This is a genomic window from Gluconobacter sp. (genome assembly GCF_047723935.1).
GTDB lineage: Bacteria > Pseudomonadota > Alphaproteobacteria > Acetobacterales > Acetobacteraceae > Gluconobacter.
The window spans coordinates 1-17,090 of sequence record NZ_JBDOBO010000006.1 but is presented as its reverse complement, the minus strand read 5'-3'; the positions used below and the strand labels follow the sequence as shown (position 1 = coordinate 17,090).

The following is a 17,090-nucleotide window of genomic DNA, read 5'->3' as shown; positions in this document are numbered from 1 at the left end:
GACAAGGCTTCATTTTCCCAATGCCCCATGATCTTCCCGCAGAAACGTCTTCTCAGCGGGAGACGTGCGCCGTCGTTCTGGCCCATCTTTCGGACCCCCACCTCCCCCCGCCTCCAGTGCGCTGGTGGGAGGCTCTGAACAAGCGGGCCCTGAGTCTCATTTCCTGGAAAAAACACCGCCAGCACGTTCATCTGGCGGCCACATGTGCGGCAATTGTACAGGACATCGCCAAGGCTGACGTGGATGCCGTTCTTGTCAGCGGAGACCTCACAAACTTTGGCACACCTGCGGAATTCACCCTGGCTGCCGAGTGGCTTGAAAAACTACCCGCGCCGGCACTTGTCATTCCAGGAAATCATGATTGCATGATCCGGCAGTCCCCAGAAAAGGGGATCCTGCAATGGGAAAAATGGTCCGCAGCGACTTACCCGTACGCGCGCATTCATAATGGGGTTGCCGTTGTCGGCGTGAATTCCGGCATTCCGACCCCACCTTTCATGGCTTATGGCCGAGTTGGCCACAGACAGCTCACCCGACTGGAGGCATTACTGAACCAGCTGGGCGATGCCGGGCTCTGTCGCGTCGTCATGATCCATCATCCGCCCCGTAGAGGGCTTGTGCCGTGGCGGAAGTCGTTGCTTGATCATCCCGCTCTGGCAAAGCTTCTACAGAGGACGGGCGCGGAAATCGTTCTGCACGGGCATTCCCATGATGCGACTCTGACTCATATTGCCGGAACCGACATACCGCTGCTTGGTGTCGCATCAGCGTCTCTGACGGATAAACGCGCCCATCGGCAGGCCTGCTGGAATCATCTGAGCATTCGGCCTCGAAAGAGCGGTTGGACGATTGACCTTGCCCGTCACCGGCCGGATGGAAGCATCACGGAACAGGCGTCCTGGTTCCGCCCTCAAGGCAATGCGACATGAAGCAGCGCGCTTCCATTCTGGACAGGTATCTGTTGTGGCAGATGATGCCACCGTTCGTCATTGCGCTGTTCGCCATGCTCGTGGCGCTTCTTCTGGAGCGCCTGCTCGTCCTGTTCGACTATCTGGCATCAGCAGGAAGCTCGCTGGCGACCTGTATCGCGCTGCTCACTGACCTCCTGCCTCATTATTTCGGGATTGCTCTCCCTGCGGCACTCTGCATCTCGGTCTTTCTCACCATTCACGGGATGAGTGATAACAACGAGATCGATGCCCTTCAGGCTGGTCGCGTATCGCTCCTGCGGATTAGCCGCCCCTTCATGATTGTAGGCCTGCTTTTGGGTGCTGTCAGCGTGTTGCTCTACGGCTATATCCAGCCCGTTGCGCGCTATGATTACCGGGCAGGCTTCTACTTTGCAGCCCATACCGGCTGGGCGCCCCATCTTCAGGCAGGAATGTTCGCATCCACGTCTGACACAGCAGTCATGACCGCAGACAGTGTTAGTCATGGCGGCACACACATGAAGCGTGTCTTCATCCGGGAAGTGAACAAGAAAGGCGTTGCCCACATCATTACGGCCCGCAGGGGCATGCTCACAATTTCGGACAAGACACGCAGCACGCAGATGGATCTCTGGGACGGCGAGATCGTCGATGATCCCTTTCCCGGCGCGACAGACCATAAACCAACGGTGACGCATTTCTCCCACGTCGTTCGGGTTATTGATCACCCGGCGAAAGAGACATCTTTCCGCTCCCGAGGAATTGACGAGCGGGAACTGACGCTCTTTGAACTCGCGCATGACCTGCGTTATGGCGTCCCCGGCATCGAATACCGGACGCTACGGGCAGAAATAGATTTCCGTATCGCCCACGCCCTTGCCATCCCGTTCATCCCACCTCTGGCTGTGGCGCTGGCCATTGGCTCACGACGCAGAAAGTCCGTATGGGGACTGATTGCCGTTTCCGGTATCCTTGTCGGCTTTGATCAGATGCTCATGTTTGGACATAGCCTGGCCGCAACTGGCCGCCTCCCTATCTGGCTTGCCATCTGGGTGCCTGAAGCGATCTTCTGCATTGGCTGTCCCGCCACTCTGCTGCGTCGGTCACGCGGCTCCTGGAAACGCCGCAAACTGGTTCGCCCCTCATGACCACCCACGCACCCCGATATGTTCTGTACCGCTATCTGAACCGCGCGCTGCTGGGGCGCTTCATGCTCTGCGGCGGCGTGCTGGTATCTTTGCTTGAGATTCTCGCTCTTCTTGAAAAAACAACGCCTATTCTCAACCGAAATCTGGGCTTCAAGGGCATCCTGACATTTGCGCTGCTGCATCTTCCCGCGCTCAGCGTCGAGATCATGCCTCTGGCATTCATGGTCGGAGCATTGTTCCTCCTGATGCAGATGACGCTGTCGTCAGAAATGTCGGCCCTGCGCGCCGCCGGACTTTCTACGATCAATCTCTACAAGCGCTTTCTGCCTGCCGTCCTGATTGTGGGTTTCACCGGGGCAGCCATGCAATACTGGCTTATTCCCCCTTGCGAAAATGCGCTTGCCACATGGTGGAACAAGACCGACCCTGACGCAACAAAACCCGACACGCCCGCAAAGCGCATTCTCTGGTTTCGCGCCGGGCCGACTCTGGTGCGCATCGGCCAGTATGCCAACGGTGGTGCTTTCCTTCGGGATGTCACCATTTATAACCGTGATCCTGGCGGCCTTCTAACAGGCACCGAGCACGCCGCAACCCTGACTTATGATGGCAAGAACTGGCACCCCACTGGAGCGCAGGACCTCACGCTGACGGACAATGGCGCTTTTGTAAAAATCACGGGTGGTGACAATAATTTTGCCATTCCGGCGACGCCATCAATGATTATGACGTTGTCGGAAGATAACGCCGCCGTGACCCCAAGTCAGATCAGGGCCATCCTCCACAAGGGTGCACCTGCCAGTCTTCCACGCGCCACGTACCGCATGGCGCTCTTCAGTGGCATTATTCTTCCGCTGCAGGTCGCAGTAATGCTTTTATTAGCGCTACCAGTGATCTATATCCCCCCTCGGGCAGGACTTCGAAACCCGCTTCCGGTCTATGTGCTGGCCGCGGGAATGGGCTTCGTGATCCTGCAGGGAATGATTTCCGCACTGGGCAATGCCGGAACGCTTGGTGCGCCGCTGGCCGCCTGCGCTGGCCCGCTTCTGGGTGCCCTTCTCGGGCTGACCTGGGTCCTAAGGATGGAGGAAAAATGAGCAAGTCCAAACCATGGCAGAACATGTCGTCCCTCCGGACGGGGCGCAGCTTCGACCTCGGAAAGATGTCGCTGCCCCAGTTGTGGATTGCCTACCTCACCTACCCGACCATTCTTCTGTATTTCGTACTGATCGTTGCAGCAGCTTTCGCAGCACTTCACTTCTCCCATAGCCTGCTGACAACGCTGATCCCCGTTCCGGTTGTGATCGTGGTGTATCCGCTGGCCTGGTACATGATCCATCGCTTCATCCTGCATGGACGCTGGCTGTATCGGAACCACTGGACCGCTTCGCTCTGGAAGCGGATCCATTTTGATCACCATCAGGACCCCCATCTACTGGATGTGCTGTTTGGATCACCCCTGAACACCGTCCCGACCATGGGCATCATCACCATGCCGATCGGATATCTGATCTGCGGCTGGAGCGGGGCATTCTGCGCCCTGTCCACAGCCCTCGTGATGACCTGCATCTATGAGTTTTTTCACTGTATCCAGCATCTGGCCTACAAGCCGCGCTGGAAGTGGGTTGCCCGGATCAAGCAACTTCATGTTCTTCATCATTTCCATGATGAAAATGGCAATTACGGGATTACAAACTACGTGCCAGACCGCTTTTTTGGCAGTTTCTACCGTGAAGCCCGTGACCGCGCACGCAGCCAGCACGTCTTCAATCTCGGTTACGATCTGGATGAAGCCAAGCGCTATCCCTGGGTCATGAACCTTACAGGCGCTCCGCCAAAAGATCGTCCTGATGGGGCACGCTCTTCCTCTGACAACAGCCGCACAGCGTGAGCCTTCCCGTTCTCGTACTCGCTGGTTCTCGTGACGGTGAGCGTGATGTTCTGGCACAACTTGGGAAGGTCTCGCACAAAGCGCTCCTTCCGGTCGGCGGCCAACCCATGCTGGGGCGCGTCCTGCGCGTGCTGGAGAGCATGCCTGCTCTCGGGCCGATTACGGTCAGCATCGAAGCTCCAGACCGTATTCGGGACATTTCCGGCGAGGCCCATGTTCTTCAATCGGCACCCTCTCCCAGCGAAAGCGTTGCGGAAGCTCTCACCAAGGTGGGGACGCCCTGCCTGGTGACAACGGCTGATCACGCGCTGCTGCGTCCAGAATGGATTTCGGAATTTCTTGGTAAAACGGCTGGATGTGATCTTGCCGTGGGCGTCGCTCTTCGGGAAACTGTAGAGCGAGACGTCCCGACCACGAAGCGCACCTATATTCGCCTCGCAGACATGAGCTTTTCCGGATGTAATCTCTTCTGGATGGGCACACCGCAAGCTGCAGAAGTGATCGAACTGTGGAAGCGGCTTCAGAAAGACCGCAAACGCCCCCTGAGAATGGCTCGAACACTGGGGTTCGGAACGCTTCTTCGGGCACTGACCGGCCGCCTGGATTCCACGGCTCTGTGTCGTCGGATCGAAGTTCTGACGGGCGCCAAAATACGTCTCGTGCCGCTTTCTGAAGGTCAGGCCGCCGTAGATGTCGATAAGCCTTCTGACCTGACACTCGCTGAACAGCTTCTGGCACAACGGTCTTCATGAAAATTGCTTACGTCATCAACTCGCTCGAATGCGGTGGCGCGCAGCTTCCCATTCCGGACATTGTCTCCGTTCTCCAGCAGCGAGGTGGCGAAGTCACAGTTTTCAGCCTCGAAAAGCGTGATGGCCTGGCCATTCCCGTTCTGGAAAGCCACGGCATTGAGGTTCGTGTGCGGTCCGGCGGCAACAAAGACCATTTGGCTGCCTGGCGCTGGTTGCGCGATGAAATGGAAGCGTTTCAGCCCGATCTGATCTGGACGTCCCTGACCAGAGCCACACTCCTTGGCCAGCGCGCAGCCAACAGGCTTGGTGTCCCAGCGGTTCACTGGCAGCATTCCGCCCAACTGAAATCCGCCAACCGTCTTCTGCTTCGGCTTTTATGCCGGAAAGCGAAACTGTGGATTGCGGACTCTCCAACGGTTGAAGATTTTGCCCGCAGAAGTCTGGGATTACGGAACCGCGTTCTCCCCTGGCCCATTTTCCGTGCCAATCCTCACAGCCCGAAGGCAAAAGCCTGGCGTAAGGGACAGACCGTCCGTATCGGCAGCCTTGGCCGACTGCATGCCGTCAAAGGGTATGATCTGCTTTTTGAAGCCCTGGATCTACTCCGCGACCACCCGGACCTGCCGCCCTACCGACTTTTCCTTGCAGGAGACGGTCCCGAAAAAGAAACACTTGAGCGGATTGCCAAGGAAAAAAAACTCCCGGTCGATTTTCTCGGGCATTGCGACAAGCCGTTCGAATTTCTGTCGACGCTGCATCTGTATGTTCAGCCGTCCCAGTGGGAGGGCATGTGTGTTGCCGCCCATGAGGCCATGGCCTGCGCGCTGCCCGTAATTGCCACGCCGGCCGGCGAAATCCCTCACACCATGGAAGACGGGCATTCCGGTCTTGTGGTCCCGTTCAACAATGCCCCGGTTCTGGCCAGTGCGATCGCTGAACTCATCATGACACCGGGAAAGCTCAAACCCATGGGGCGCCTCTCCCGAGAGCGTGTTCTGGAGCGGTTCGGCCCGACGGCGTTTCTGTGTCAGGGAAATGCCGTTCTAGACCGAATTCCTGGCTTCAACCCAGCCCCAGACGACGCTTCACATTCATAAGATCCCGACGTGGGCCAATTCCAACACGCTTGACGTCAACAAGCGTCACCTGCCCAGCGGCTGAGAGCGTGTGGAAACCGTCCGGAAAACGACGGCGCAGCACGGCAGGCGCATCCAGCACATCACTTGGCGTCACTTTCGGCAACCCACGCTCAAGCCCTTCAATCTTCAGCAGACGAATGCCACGGCCATAAGTGTCATGGCAGTCTTGCGTGGGAAGGAAGAGCTCTCCATCGACAACAACCGGAGTGCCACCTGGACGCGCTCCCGCACGGTCACTCAAAAACAGTCCAAGATGTGTCCACGGCCCCGTAAGACTGTCTGCTACGGAGATGTGCAGAGCGCTTTGTCGCTCGTCTCGCGTGCCTGCGGGCGTCCAGAACATCCACCAGCGCTCGGCATAATGGAACGGCGTGGCGTCAATTGCGGCCTCTCGGAAATCAAATGCTTCGACCTTTTCCCATTCCAACGGAAAAGCTTTGGCCCGATACAGGATCAGGCGGCCTGAAGCACTGGCCTCGGGCAGCATGTACGTCTCCCCGCCATGCTCAAAGACATACGGGTAGGACAGATGCCAGTCCTCACGCAGGACAGGCTGTTGCTGAATCAGCTTTCCCGTCCGGTCATAGACCAGAACATCAATGGTGCCTTTGGGGGCACGATAGTTGAAGGCTTCCGCAAAAACATGCAGCTTTCCGTCTCGCCAGAGACCAAAAGGATCTGCCAGAAAACGATGATCTCCGATATCCGGCAGGGTCGTCACCTCAAACCCGTTGAGACTACCCGCTCGGATCAGGTCCGCCAGAGGAGCGTGGATAATGGCGCAACGCCAGTGGTCCGTGCGTAGAAACGGCATGCCGACTCTCCTTGAAAAACGCGAACAGGGGCAGACGTAAAGCGCAGATCCGGGCAATATGGAACCATGAGTTCGGTCCTTTCCGAGATCCCGCCTGGTTTCCCTGAACGACAGTTTGCCATCCGGCGTGCTGTTTTGGGGCTATGTCGCGCCATGGGCTGGGCAGCAATTAACGAATTTGCTCTTCCCTCGGCCGGGCGTCGCGCAGACGTGATGGCCCTCCTGCCGGATCACAGCCTGTCCTGCATTGAGATCAAATCCGGACTCCGCGATTTCCAGACAGATCAGAAATGGCCGGATTACCGGAACTGGTCGGACAGGCTGTACTTTGCGGTGGATGATGGCTTTCCGCTAGAAGTTCTGCCTCCGGACGTTGGCATTATCACTGTCAGTCTCAGCATGGTGCCCAGTAGCCTCTTCCACAGTGTGGTAGCTGAATGCGCCATCATTCGTGATCCCGCAGAACACCGGATCGCACCGGCACGTAGGCGGACAATTCTGCACCTGTTTGCCACCACGGCCGCCAGTCGCCTCATGTCTCTTGAGGATCCGGCCATCACAGCCTCCCTGCGCGCAGCACGCCGCACAGAATAGGATATGTCCATGAGTTTTGACCCTATTGCCGTCCGTCTTGAAGCCGCCCGCAGTGTCGTCCGGGATGCAGCGGCGCTCGCCCTTTCCATGCGCCCTCAGCCTGGGGGCCCGACTGGCACTCTCAAAGGCCGTCAGGACTATCTGACGGAAGCAGACGGAGCTGTTGAAGCCCTCGTCAGCCGTCGGATTCAGGAACTCTTCCCGGAAGATGGTTTTCAAGGCGAAGAAGGCGGCCTGACACGTGAGGGGCAGTTCCGTTGGGTCGTGGACCCGATTGATGGAACCTCCAATTTTGCACGCGGGCGAGACCGGTGGTGCGTGTCGCTGGGTCTGCTTGAGGGCAATGTGCCCGTTGCTGGCGTTATTGAGGCTCCAGCCCTCAATGAAGTGTTTACTGCTCAGAAAGGCAAAGGCGCCTTCCTAAACGGAAAACCCATCAAAGCCTCCCCTATCAGCAACCCGCAGGAGGCCATGATTGAGATGGGATGGTCCTGCCGGGTGTCGACCGAACTGTTTGGTGAAAAAATCGGCGCAATCATGTCTCTGGGCGCCATGCCGCGTTCAGGTGGGTCTGGGGCCCTGGCGCTGGCGGACGTCGCATGTGGTCGCAGCGATGGTTACCTTGAAATCGTGATCCAGCTTTGGGATGTCGCCGCAGCACTGATCATTCTGAAAGAAGCTGGCGCTACTGTCTCTCCTTTCCTTCAGACAGGCGGTCTGACAGGAGGCGCCACTATTCTCGCGGCTGCTCCCGGTATCGCCCAAACCCTGTCAAACGCCGTGAAGGTGGAAATCTGACACGACCTGCCGCCCCCGCACTCGTGATTTGGCCTTATTTCACGCATAGTGCGGGGTAGATCTATTTTTGCCGCTAGCAGAAGGTAAGTTTTATGACCCTGTCCGGTCTCCTGCGTTCGACCGTTCTTGCCGCCACAGGGTGTGCAACGCTCGCTGCGTGTTCTGGCACAACCACCACCACAGCAAGCGAACAGCAGATCGTTGTGGATAAAGCGACGCTGGCTGTTCAGGACCTGTTTGCAAAAACAACCTCGACATCCCGCTCACAGCAGCTTCTGGCGGAAGCCAAAGCCGTCATGGTGTGCCCGTCTGTTCTGAACATGTCTTTCGGTCTGGGAGGCTCTGGCGGTCGCTGCGTCCTCATGAGCCGCGATGCGCGTGGGTCATGGTCTGATCCCGCATTTTACCGTCTGAGCACGGGGTCTCTGGGTGTTCAGGTTGGCGTCCAGAACTCCGAGATGATTTTCTTCATCATGTCCCAGCGCGGCATTCAGGCCCTGCTGGATAGCCAGTTCAAGTTTGATGCGACAGCATCCGCATCTTTCGCCACGATCGGGACTGGTGTTGAAAGCAGCACGGCCGGAGCAAAGAATACGGACATCTATGCGGCACAGAAGGCTCAGGGTCTTTATGCGGGCGCCGCACTTGGTGGCTCCAAGCTGACAGTAGATAGCGGCGCGAACCGCGCTTACTACAATCAGGCTGTTGGTCCTGAAGACATTATCGTGACGATGCGCGTCAACAATCCGTCTGCCGATCCGCTTCGTCGCATGATGATGAACATTGCGAAACTACCAACAGCCTCCACGGCCCGCTCAACAAGCGCAACAGCTCCAGCCTCTCAGGGGAGCACGTCAACGGATATCGACCCCGTAAGCAGCAGCCCCTACCCCAGCAACTACGACACCTCTAAGCCGTACAGCACCCAAACGCGCGGCGTGCAGAGTTCATCTCTGAACCCTGTGAAGTAAGCCAAAAAAGCCCCGCATGTGAAAATTCGGGGCTTTTTTATTGTGGGACGACCGGGATTTTCTCTCGGTATGCCCGGATATTTCGGTCCTGCTCCTGGAGTGTCTCAGAGAAACTATGACCACCCTCACCCGTAGCGACGAAATATAACGCCTTCCCTTCGGCCGGATGGGCCGCAGCCTCAAGAGACGTCTTACCCGGTGAGCAGATTGGCCCCGGTGGTAGGCCGGTTTCCAGGTAGGTATTGTATGGGCCAGAGACCTGAAGATCATCATGTGTCAAAGGACGATCCAATGTCCCCAGACCGTCACTTAGCCCATAAATAACGCTTGGATCCGTCTGAAGGCGCATGCCGAGTTTAAGACGGTTCAGGAAGACGCGCGCCACCATTGGACGCTCGGCCGGCACGGCTGTTTCCCGCTCAATGAGTGATGCCAGAGTTACAAGATCCTGCGGGCTCTCAATCAGGCCATCCAAGGCTTCCACATCACGCTTGTCCCAGATGGACTGCACCTGAGCGTCCATCATGCGTTTCAGGCGATCAACCATGGATTGCCGTGCAGTGCCACGAACATAGGCAATCGTCTGAGGAAGGACGCTTCCCTCCGCGATTTGAGGGACGTCTCCCGTCAGGAAAGGTGCTTTGCGAAGAATATCCGCAATCTTCAGCGCAGTCAGACCTTCAGGAACAGTCAACTGATGGGAGACAGGTTTACCATGCCGCAAAATTTCCAGCACATGAGCCACGGACGCTCGGGCGGGAAACTGAAGTTCCGCCGCATGAATCTGTCCATCCCGATGCGTCAGGAAGGCTGATAGCCGGAAGAAGGCTCCGGAGGACCATGTTGGGGAAAGAATTCCGTCATCCTGAAGAGCTTTTGTAACCGTCGCGTTGTTACCACGCGGAATGACAAAGGCTTTTGTTTCAGGAAGTGGACCAGGATCAGTGTAATGACCGTACCCGGCGACGGCTGCTGCGACAAAGAGCAGCGGCGCCATAAAGATTGCCAGCTTACGGCCAGCCTTGGGGGGAAGAAGAGGTTTTCTGTTTTCTTCGCCGTCCGGCTGGCTTTCAGGCATAAATCAAAACGACTCCGCTTAGTCCTTGCAGCGCTTCAGGATAATGCTGGCATTCGTGCCGCCAAACCCGAAGCTGTTGGACAGAGCGACATCAACCTTACGCTTCTGAGCCTTCAGAGGCACACGATCGATTACGCTCTCGCGTGCCGGATTTTCAAGGTTCAGCGTGGGCGGCACGATGCCGTCACGGATGGCCTGAAGGCAGAAGATCGCCTCCACAGCACCCGCTGCGCCAAGAAGATGACCAATGGCGGACTTGGTAGAGGACATCACCAGGTTCTTGGCATGGTCGCCGAAGAAACGCTCGACCGCATCCAGTTCCAGATCGTCAGCCATGGTGGAGGTGCCATGCGCGTTGACGTAGTCGATATCGGATGCCTGAAGACCACTGTTCTTCAGGGCGGCCTTCATGGCGCGGAACGCACCTTCATGACCTTCAGCCGGGGCTGTGATGTGATGAGCGTCGCCGGACAGACCATAGCCGCCGATTTCGCCATAGATCTTGGCACCGCGAGCCTTGGCATGTTCGTACTCTTCCAGCACGACCACACCGGCACCCTCACCCATGATGAAGCCATCACGATCTTTGTCCCACGGACGGGACGCCTTGGTCGGATCTTCATTGGAACCGGTGGAGAGCGCACGCGCCGAGCAGAAACCGGCAATACCCAGCGAACAGATGGCAGCTTCTGCGCCACCGGCAATCATGACGTCTGCATCACCGTACTGGATCAGACGGGACGCATCGCCAATCGCATGCACGCCTGTAGCGCAGGCTGTAACGACAGCATGGTTCGGTCCCTTGAAGCCGTAGCGGATCGAAAGGTGACCGGAAATGAGATTGATAAGCGCAGAGGGGATGAAGAACGGTGACAGACGACGGGCCTTGCCGCTCGAAACTGTCAGAGAACCTTCATAAATCGTCTGCAGACCACCGATACCGGAGCCGATCATTACGCCTGTGGCGCAGCGATCATCTTCGTTCTCAGGCTTCCAGCCCGAGTCTTCGACGGCCTGGATGGCAGCGGCCAGACCAAGATGGATGAAGCGATCCATTTTCTTCTGGTCTTTGACCGGCACCCAGTCAGACAGCGTGAGACCGCCTTCTTCGGTCGGCCCCTCAGGAACCTGACCAGCGACCTGCGCAGGGAGTTCGGAAGGATCAAAATGGGTAATACGCCCGATACCGGACTGCCCTTCGATCAGACGCTTCCACGTCAGTTCCGCACCCACCGCAAGTGGGCTGACAACACCGATTCCGGTAACGACGACGCGTCTTCCGTTGATTGCATTCCCGCTCATCGATGCCTCATGTCTCACGTTGTAAACGACCATACGATGCGGCCTGAAGGCCACTCCGTGTATCCGCCCCTGGTAATCGAGGCGGGATGGGACCAGCCTTAGACCAGTCCCGAAAGCGCCTTAGGCAGCCTTCTGCTTCTCGATGTAGTCAATCGCGTCCTTGACGGTGGCGATCTTCTCGGCTGCATCTTCCGGGATCTCGACGGAGAAAGCTTCTTCGAAAGCCATGACCAGCTCAACCGTGTCGAGGCTGTCTGCGCCCAGATCGTCAATGAAAGACGCTTCCGGCGTGACCTTGCTTTCTTCAACGCCGAGGTGCTCGACAACGATCTTCTTCACCTTGTCAGCGATATCGCTCATCTGTTTGTTCCTTCTGCCCGTTCAGGGCGTTACAAAAAACTCGTATTGCCGTCTGCCAGTCCGGGAACCCATCTGGGCTTCCAGCGCAGGCCACCTCTCCTTTCGGAAAGGCGTTGCCACCGGCCGAACCGGACATCGGCCTTCATCAGACCGGGCAAAGCAGCGCGCGATTAGCACGCTTTGACCTGAAACGCCAAGCGTCTCAGACCATGGCCATGCCACCGTTGACGTGCAGGGTCGTTCCCGTGACCCAAGCAGCCTCGTCAGAAGCCAGATACACCACTGCCGCGGCCACGTCATCCGGGTTTCCCATCCGACCGAGCGGAATGGAGCCAACCAGCTTTTCGCGGATACCCTCAGACAGCACATCCGTCATCGGCGTTTCAATGAAACCAGGAGCCACAACGTTGACCGTCACACCGCGAGGACCGGCTTCCTGAGCCAGGGACTTGCTCATACCAACGATGCCAGCCTTTGCCGCTGCATAGTTAGCCTGACCCGCATTTCCTGTCGTTCCAACAACAGACGCGATGGAAATGATGCGGCCAGCGCGACGGCGCAGCATACCCTTAAGGGCAGCGCGCGCCAGACGGAACGGGCTTTCCAGATCCACCGTCATGACCTGCGACCAGTCACTGTCCTTCATGCGAATGGCGAGCGTATCGCGCGTCAGACCCGCATTGTTCACCAGAATGTCCAGCGGAGCCCCGGCCACTTCTTCAGCTTTAGCCACAAGACCATCAGCTTCAGACGCATCCGACAGGTTGGCAACAGCAATATGGGCGCGCTCGCCAAGGCTATCTGCAAGTTCCTTCAGAGCCGCTTCACGCGTGCCGCTGAGAACAACCGTTGCGCCAAGGGCGTGAAGCTGACGGGCAATAGCTGCACCGATGCCACCGGATGCACCCGTCACGAGTGCGATCTTGCCAGAAAGAGAGAACATGGTTCGTTGTCCTTACAGAGCCTTGAGCAGGGCTTCGATTTCAGCAGGTGTGCCAGCATTGTCCGTGGCAAGATCAGGAGCAATACGACGCGCCAGACCGCACAGCACCTTGCCAGCTCCCAGTTCATGCATGTTTGTCACGCCCATGGCCGCCATGGCCTGAACGCTCTCGCGCCAGCGGACCGTTCCCGTAACCTGCTTCACCAGAAGGTCGCGGATCGCATCAGGATCCGTGACCTTCGCAGCAGTCACATTGGCAATAACCGGGACGCTCGGCGCATTCAGTGTAGCCGTTGCCAGCGCTTCTGCCATTTCACGACCGGCAGGCGCCATCAGTGACGAATGAAACGGCGCGGAGACCGGAAGTTTCACAGCCCGCTTGATGCCACGCTCCTTGGCAAGGGCAATAGCGCGATCCACGGCATCCATGTGTCCAGACACAACGATCTGGCCACCGCCGTTATCATTGGCGATCTCAAGGATCTGTCCCTGGGCTGCATCTTCGCAGATGGACTGCGCCTGCTCAGCCTCAACTCCGAGAAGAGCTGCCATGCCGCCCTCACCTGCAGGAACAGCCCGCTGCATTGCCTGACCGCGCAGACGCAGCAAACGGGCACCCTCAGCAATACCGAGTGTGCCAGCAGCAGCAAGAGCAGAATATTCTCCGAGAGAATGACCAGCCAGCAAAGCGGCCTTGTCTGCCAGCTTGAAGCCACCTTCGGTTTCAAGGGCGCGAACAGCAGCGAGCGATACGGCAAAAAGTGCTGGCTGCGTGTTCTCGGTCTTTGTCAGTTCGTCCGCTTCGCCGGAGAACATCAGCTTTGACAGGTGCACTCCGAGGGCATCGTCAACTTCCTGAAAAACGGCACGGGATGAAGCAAAGGCATCATGCAGGGCCTGCCCCATTCCGACTGACTGACTGCCCTGACCCGGAAAGACAAAAGCGTGAACCGACATGGATCCCCCTGCTGGCATGAAAAACAGGCTCAGGGTGATGCTGTTTCACACGCGATCTGTCAAATTCTGCGTTATCTGTCAGGTGTGAATGTCGCGTATGCCTCACCGGGAATTTTAACCCGGACCCGGCCAAAAGGCTTGCTGGAACGGAATACCGTATCCTCTGCATAGTCCTGCGGCCGAAGCAGAACAGTCATTGGTTCTCTGCTCACATTTGACGCCAGCACCCGGACGGTACCGCTCGTCACAGCCTCAAAATTCGCTCCCGGAGCAATATCTATCTTGAGCCGATGAGCATCTGGCATGAACCAGGACAAGATCACACCCGTCAGATCACGAATGCACGCATTGACCTGACGCAGCCAGTGACGGGCCTCTATGCCGGTAAATGTCTGCGGCACAGGCAACGCGACCACAAGAGACAACTCCGTTCTGACATTATGCCCGATGGATTCTGTCTGAAGGACTGGCGGGTTCTCTGCCTTCAGGCGGTCTGTCAGCGGGAAATGCATGTCCCGGTCCTGGCCGAAGAACAAGGGGATATCCCCATCCCGGCTATGAACCATAAGGCGCGCTTTTGAGGGGTAATCATGGTCAGGCAGCAACTCGCCTGTGAAATGGAGTGAAAGACCCTCTTTTGCCGCCTGCGGAAAGCGCTCAAACCGCTCATAGATGCGTGCGATGTCCTGATATGTCGCAACGCGCACGTCATGTCGGCCAGCGACAATGAGATGCTCCTCGGAAGCACCCTGCGCCTCGTGAAGCCTGACACAGGACAGGAGTGCGATGAAACATCCCGTCAGAAGACGATAGGTCATGAATTTACTTTACAACAAATGATGTTTTATTCAATTTTTTGCAGAACAATCAGAACCTGCGGCAGCCTTACCGGATTATCTAGATATTCGATCAGGCGGAACATCCCACCCCAAGCTTTAAGAATATAGTTCCGTGGTATGATGGCCTCACCATAATGCGCCTGAGGCTGAGGGCGCTTTGCAGACGCTGCATGCAGGAACCGCCCGGCTTCAAAATGTGAATTTGCCTGCGCTTCATCCACAAAACTATTTGCACAAGCTTCATGCCATGGATGCTCCAGTCGCATTCCAGAAGCTCGACGCAAGCGCTGCTCCGCGCAGAATGACAGAAACCGCCGACTCTGCGTCGTAAAGACAACCAATCCATCTGGCTTCAGAAGCCGATGAAACTCCCTCATCCAGTGGCCGGCCAAAAATTCATCCAGATGTGAAAATGTCGACCAGGACGTGATCAGATCCAGCGTACCGGGCACGAGGGGCAAGGGTGGCACCAGCCCGGCCTGCAAGAAGGGAAGAAATGGATTGGCGCGCCGTGCCGCCATGAGAAAGCGGTCCGTATGCTCGACACTGACGAGGGACTGTGATCGCACGTCCTTCATAAAAAGACGCGCAATACGCCCCCACCCACATCCAAAATCAAGAACGGAAGTCTCGGGCCTCACGGGCCTTCCGGCGTAAGCGCAATACGCCTTTATTTCTCGATAAAAGACATGCGCCTCATGAATGGAAACCTCCCCGTGATGCCCATGAATTTCACGCTGAAGATCATCCGGGGGGAACTCAGGCATCCGAACGCCCCGCACCTCGTGTCCGCCAAGGGACGAGACCAGAACATGCAGCCATTCTTCATCCGCAAGCCCGTGAAAGGCTTCAAAAACAGCATCCGTCCTGTCGGAGTGGGTCATTCTTCTACCGTTACGCCATGTCAGTAACGATTTATTAACGCACTTCCACCAACAAGAGAACCAAGCCGCCACCCCCTGAAAAATTCTGCCCCGCGCTTTTCAGATACAACACAAGAAAGAGTTCTCACATAAACTGGATATGGCTCTTGAACCCCAAAAGAGCGGCATCCCGCAGATTGTATTGGGCATTCGGGTGAATGTAATACTCAAACAAAGGCGTGAAAATCACTCCCTTCACAACGTGGATAGCATAGTTGAACTCCATCACGACCGCATCCTGCTGAACACCTGTCGCATGATTGGGAAGTGATTGCCCTTTCCGGATCAGCGCAGCTTCACTTCTGCTCACACCGGATGCAATCTTGGTGTAAGTCAGAGAAAATCCGAGCGTATCGTAGGGTCGAGACTTCAGAAATCCGCGGTTAATTAGTGCGCCATAGACGAGATACCGGCGCAGGGATGTATGGGGATCATTGTAAATAAGCCCCGTCATGGCCGTCAGGCCTGAGCCCTTTGCCCGATAGTGCAGCAACTGTTGATCCAGCATGACCCATGTTGACCAGGACGCGCTTCGCTTTTTATGCGCAAGTCCGCTCTCTGCATAAGAACCGTCATACAGATCGTAATAGTTGTCAGTCTGCGGCGTACTGAAGAGCTGGGCACCGAATTTGTAATGACCCGGCAAGGTGCCATGCCCGAAAACCGGCTCCCAGGCTGTTTCGATCGGTGCCGCATACCCGATGATATTGGCCCCATTGAATTTGAATCCGGTCCGATGCTGATAGACCTGATAAATCCCGTTTTCGATCGGATACACCCCTGTCTGAACATAGACAGAATGCACCGGCCGTCCTCGAACCCGAAATCCCCAAGTCGCAGCAGGATAGCCAGCGTCAAAATTCGTGTCTGTAATTCCTTTGGGACGACCGCAGAAACTACCGTTCTGGAAATTGCAGAACAAAGGGCTCGCCGCAAAATCCGAAATTTCTGACATACGGCCAGCGGCGATCGCCAGACGCCCACCGTAAAGCGTTTCTTCGCCATACATATAGACCAGATGCACGACAACATTTCCGCCGCCGCCATAATCTTCGGAAGCATGATTGAGCCAGTCACCAAAGATGCGATTGGCCGTCGTACCATATCGCCCCACCGTAATCATGTGCGTCGCAAAACCACGCAGACCAGCAAGCTTTTCCCAATCTACATCAAGCTGCATGGCGTACTGCCCTGCATTGCTCGCGCCCTGCTTGTAGTTTTCAAATCCCGGCGTTGTTCCGCGCGTCGGCTTCGTTATTGCTCCAGCAAATTCATTCGTATTGTCGACGAGGAAATTAATGCCCCGCTTACGTAGCCAGCCTGATAAGGGATTGGAGACGATAGCCTCGGGATAGGAAAATGCTGGCACAGTTGTTTCACGCGATGCATGCACCGGAAGAGGCGTTGAAACCAACTGACTTGGCGCAGATCCAATATCGCGGTCCATGACCTGAGCAAAAGCAGGCAGCGATACGAAAATACTGAAAAGCCACATATACCATGAGCTTTTCAGAGCATAACCCAGCACACGAAGATGCAAACCTGGCGCCCCCATTTGAACAGGAATAATGTTACATCACGACCTCTGAAACGAATTGCGTCCGATCCAGAGTGAGTATGCAGAATCCCTACGCCACGGAGCACCTGTAGCG

The 17,090-nt window shown here is 56.7% G+C and carries 18 protein-coding genes; 9 read left to right on the top strand and 9 right to left on the bottom strand.

Translation table 11 applies throughout. The features are described from left to right. Positions 1-20 precede the first annotated feature (20 nt). The 6 genes from ABF979_RS04745 to ABF979_RS04720 are packed head-to-tail and all read left to right on the top strand — an operon-like array spanning position 21 to position 5,817. On the top strand, positions 21-929 hold the full coding sequence (locus tag ABF979_RS04745) for a metallophosphoesterase family protein (RefSeq protein WP_415558138.1): 909 nt from the start codon (positions 21-23) through the stop codon (positions 927-929). Continuing rightward, positions 926-2,077, top strand: coding sequence for an LptF/LptG family permease (locus ABF979_RS04740; protein ID WP_215748763.1), 1,152 nt, complete (start codon positions 926-928; stop codon positions 2,075-2,077). The genes ABF979_RS04745 and ABF979_RS04740 overlap by 4 nt, the downstream gene beginning before the upstream one ends. Continuing rightward, on the top strand, positions 2,074-3,174 hold the full coding sequence (locus ABF979_RS04735) for an LptF/LptG family permease (protein ID WP_415558136.1): 1,101 nt from the start codon (positions 2,074-2,076) through the stop codon (positions 3,172-3,174). The genes ABF979_RS04740 and ABF979_RS04735 overlap by 4 nt, the downstream gene beginning before the upstream one ends. Continuing rightward, positions 3,171-3,968 (top strand): sterol desaturase family protein, encoded by a 798-nt coding sequence (locus ABF979_RS04730; RefSeq protein ID WP_415558135.1) that lies wholly within the window; start codon positions 3,171-3,173, stop codon positions 3,966-3,968. The genes ABF979_RS04735 and ABF979_RS04730 overlap by 4 nt, the downstream gene beginning before the upstream one ends. Continuing rightward, a complete protein-coding gene (locus ABF979_RS04725; RefSeq protein WP_415558134.1) occupies positions 3,965-4,720 on the top strand; it encodes an NTP transferase domain-containing protein in 756 nt (251 codons plus the stop codon). The genes ABF979_RS04730 and ABF979_RS04725 overlap by 4 nt, the downstream gene beginning before the upstream one ends. Further along, positions 4,717-5,817: a glycosyltransferase gene (locus ABF979_RS04720; protein WP_415558133.1), complete on the top strand. Its 1,101-nt coding sequence runs from the start codon at positions 4,717-4,719 to the stop codon at positions 5,815-5,817. Before ABF979_RS04725 ends, ABF979_RS04720 begins: the two co-directional genes overlap by 4 nt. On the opposite strand, the gene ABF979_RS04715 is transcribed toward ABF979_RS04720, so the two are convergent. After that, positions 5,783-6,673, bottom strand: a complete 891-nt coding sequence (locus ABF979_RS04715; RefSeq protein ID WP_415558132.1) for a hypothetical protein — start codon at positions 6,671-6,673, stop codon at positions 5,783-5,785. The two genes, ABF979_RS04720 and ABF979_RS04715, sit on opposite strands and share 35 nt — an antisense overlap. A gap of 66 nt (positions 6,674-6,739) precedes the next feature. Between ABF979_RS04715 and ABF979_RS04710 the strand changes: the two genes are divergently transcribed. The 3 genes from ABF979_RS04710 to ABF979_RS04700 all read left to right on the top strand — a co-directional run bounded on the left by ABF979_RS04710 (position 6,740) and on the right by ABF979_RS04700 (position 9,036). Then, entirely contained in the window at positions 6,740-7,267 is a 528-nt protein-coding gene (locus tag ABF979_RS04710; RefSeq protein ID WP_211513083.1) for an MmcB family DNA repair protein, read from the top strand. A gap of 9 nt (positions 7,268-7,276) precedes the next feature. After that, positions 7,277-8,065, top strand: a complete 789-nt coding sequence (locus ABF979_RS04705) for an inositol monophosphatase family protein (RefSeq protein WP_215748769.1) — start codon at positions 7,277-7,279, stop codon at positions 8,063-8,065. Positions 8,066-8,157: 92 nt separating this feature from the next. Beyond that, positions 8,158-9,036, top strand: coding sequence for a lipid-binding SYLF domain-containing protein (locus ABF979_RS04700; protein ID WP_046899537.1), 879 nt, complete (start codon positions 8,158-8,160; stop codon positions 9,034-9,036). A gap of 37 nt (positions 9,037-9,073) precedes the next feature. Here ABF979_RS04700 and mltG read toward each other — a convergent pair whose 3' ends face one another. The 8 genes from mltG to ABF979_RS04660 form a co-directional block, all read right to left on the bottom strand. Beyond that, positions 9,074-10,114, bottom strand: a complete 1,041-nt coding sequence (gene mltG, locus ABF979_RS04695; RefSeq protein WP_415558130.1) for an endolytic transglycosylase MltG — start codon at positions 10,112-10,114, stop codon at positions 9,074-9,076. An 18-nt stretch (positions 10,115-10,132) separates the two neighbouring features. After that, positions 10,133-11,416 carry a beta-ketoacyl-ACP synthase II gene (fabF, locus tag ABF979_RS04690; RefSeq protein ID WP_202206687.1) on the bottom strand — a complete coding sequence of 428 codons (1,284 nt, stop codon included), beginning with the start codon at positions 11,414-11,416 and terminating at the stop codon, positions 10,133-10,135. A 120-nt stretch (positions 11,417-11,536) separates the two neighbouring features. Next, a complete protein-coding gene (locus ABF979_RS04685) occupies positions 11,537-11,776 on the bottom strand; it encodes an acyl carrier protein (protein WP_007282219.1) in 240 nt (79 codons plus the stop codon). Between the two features lie 202 nt (positions 11,777-11,978). Beyond that, positions 11,979-12,719, bottom strand: coding sequence for a 3-oxoacyl-[acyl-carrier-protein] reductase (gene fabG / locus ABF979_RS04680; protein ID WP_202206686.1), 741 nt, complete (start codon positions 12,717-12,719; stop codon positions 11,979-11,981). 12 nt (positions 12,720-12,731) lie between these two features. Continuing rightward, positions 12,732-13,676 carry an ACP S-malonyltransferase gene (gene fabD / locus ABF979_RS04675; RefSeq protein ID WP_046899540.1) on the bottom strand — a complete coding sequence of 315 codons (945 nt, stop codon included), beginning with the start codon at positions 13,674-13,676 and terminating at the stop codon, positions 12,732-12,734. 71 nt (positions 13,677-13,747) lie between these two features. Beyond that, positions 13,748-14,494: a hypothetical protein gene (locus ABF979_RS04670; protein WP_415558128.1), complete on the bottom strand. Its 747-nt coding sequence runs from the start codon at positions 14,492-14,494 to the stop codon at positions 13,748-13,750. A gap of 26 nt (positions 14,495-14,520) precedes the next feature. Then, positions 14,521-15,399 carry a class I SAM-dependent methyltransferase gene (locus ABF979_RS04665; protein ID WP_415558126.1) on the bottom strand — a complete coding sequence of 293 codons (879 nt, stop codon included), beginning with the start codon at positions 15,397-15,399 and terminating at the stop codon, positions 14,521-14,523. Between the two features lie 124 nt (positions 15,400-15,523). Continuing rightward, entirely contained in the window at positions 15,524-16,933 is a 1,410-nt protein-coding gene (locus tag ABF979_RS04660; RefSeq protein WP_415558124.1) for a carbohydrate porin, read from the bottom strand. Positions 16,934-17,090 lie beyond the last annotated feature (157 nt).

Bases quoted from the DNA above. Each gene is read 5' to 3' on its own strand.
- ABF979_RS04745 (WP_415558138.1), top strand. From the start codon at position 21: ATGCCCCATGATCTTCCCGCAGAAACGTCTTCTCAGCGGGAGACGTGC.
- ABF979_RS04740 (WP_215748763.1), top strand. From the start codon at position 926: ATGAAGCAGCGCGCTTCCATTCTGGACAGGTATCTGTTGTGGCAGATG.
- ABF979_RS04735 (WP_415558136.1), top strand. From the start codon at position 2,074: ATGACCACCCACGCACCCCGATATGTTCTGTACCGCTATCTGAACCGC.
- ABF979_RS04730 (WP_415558135.1), top strand. From the start codon at position 3,171: ATGAGCAAGTCCAAACCATGGCAGAACATGTCGTCCCTCCGGACGGGG.
- ABF979_RS04720 (WP_415558133.1), top strand. From the start codon at position 4,717: ATGAAAATTGCTTACGTCATCAACTCGCTCGAATGCGGTGGCGCGCAG.
- ABF979_RS04715 (WP_415558132.1), bottom strand. From the start codon at position 6,673: ATGCCGTTTCTACGCACGGACCACTGGCGTTGCGCCATTATCCACGCT.
- ABF979_RS04710 (WP_211513083.1), top strand. From the start codon at position 6,740: ATGAGTTCGGTCCTTTCCGAGATCCCGCCTGGTTTCCCTGAACGACAG.
- ABF979_RS04705 (WP_215748769.1), top strand. From the start codon at position 7,277: ATGAGTTTTGACCCTATTGCCGTCCGTCTTGAAGCCGCCCGCAGTGTC.
- ABF979_RS04700 (WP_046899537.1), top strand. From the start codon at position 8,158: ATGACCCTGTCCGGTCTCCTGCGTTCGACCGTTCTTGCCGCCACAGGG.
- mltG (WP_415558130.1), bottom strand. From the start codon at position 10,114: ATGCCTGAAAGCCAGCCGGACGGCGAAGAAAACAGAAAACCTCTTCTT.
- fabF (WP_202206687.1), bottom strand. From the start codon at position 11,416: ATGAGCGGGAATGCAATCAACGGAAGACGCGTCGTCGTTACCGGAATC.
- ABF979_RS04685 (WP_007282219.1), bottom strand. From the start codon at position 11,776: ATGAGCGATATCGCTGACAAGGTGAAGAAGATCGTTGTCGAGCACCTC.
- fabG (WP_202206686.1), bottom strand. From the start codon at position 12,719: ATGTTCTCTCTTTCTGGCAAGATCGCACTCGTGACGGGTGCATCCGGT.
- fabD (WP_046899540.1), bottom strand. From the start codon at position 13,676: ATGTCGGTTCACGCTTTTGTCTTTCCGGGTCAGGGCAGTCAGTCAGTC.
- ABF979_RS04670 (WP_415558128.1), bottom strand. From the start codon at position 14,494: ATGACCTATCGTCTTCTGACGGGATGTTTCATCGCACTCCTGTCCTGT.
- ABF979_RS04665 (WP_415558126.1), bottom strand. From the start codon at position 15,399: ATGACCCACTCCGACAGGACGGATGCTGTTTTTGAAGCCTTTCACGGG.
- ABF979_RS04660 (WP_415558124.1), bottom strand. From the start codon at position 16,933: ATGTGGCTTTTCAGTATTTTCGTATCGCTGCCTGCTTTTGCTCAGGTC.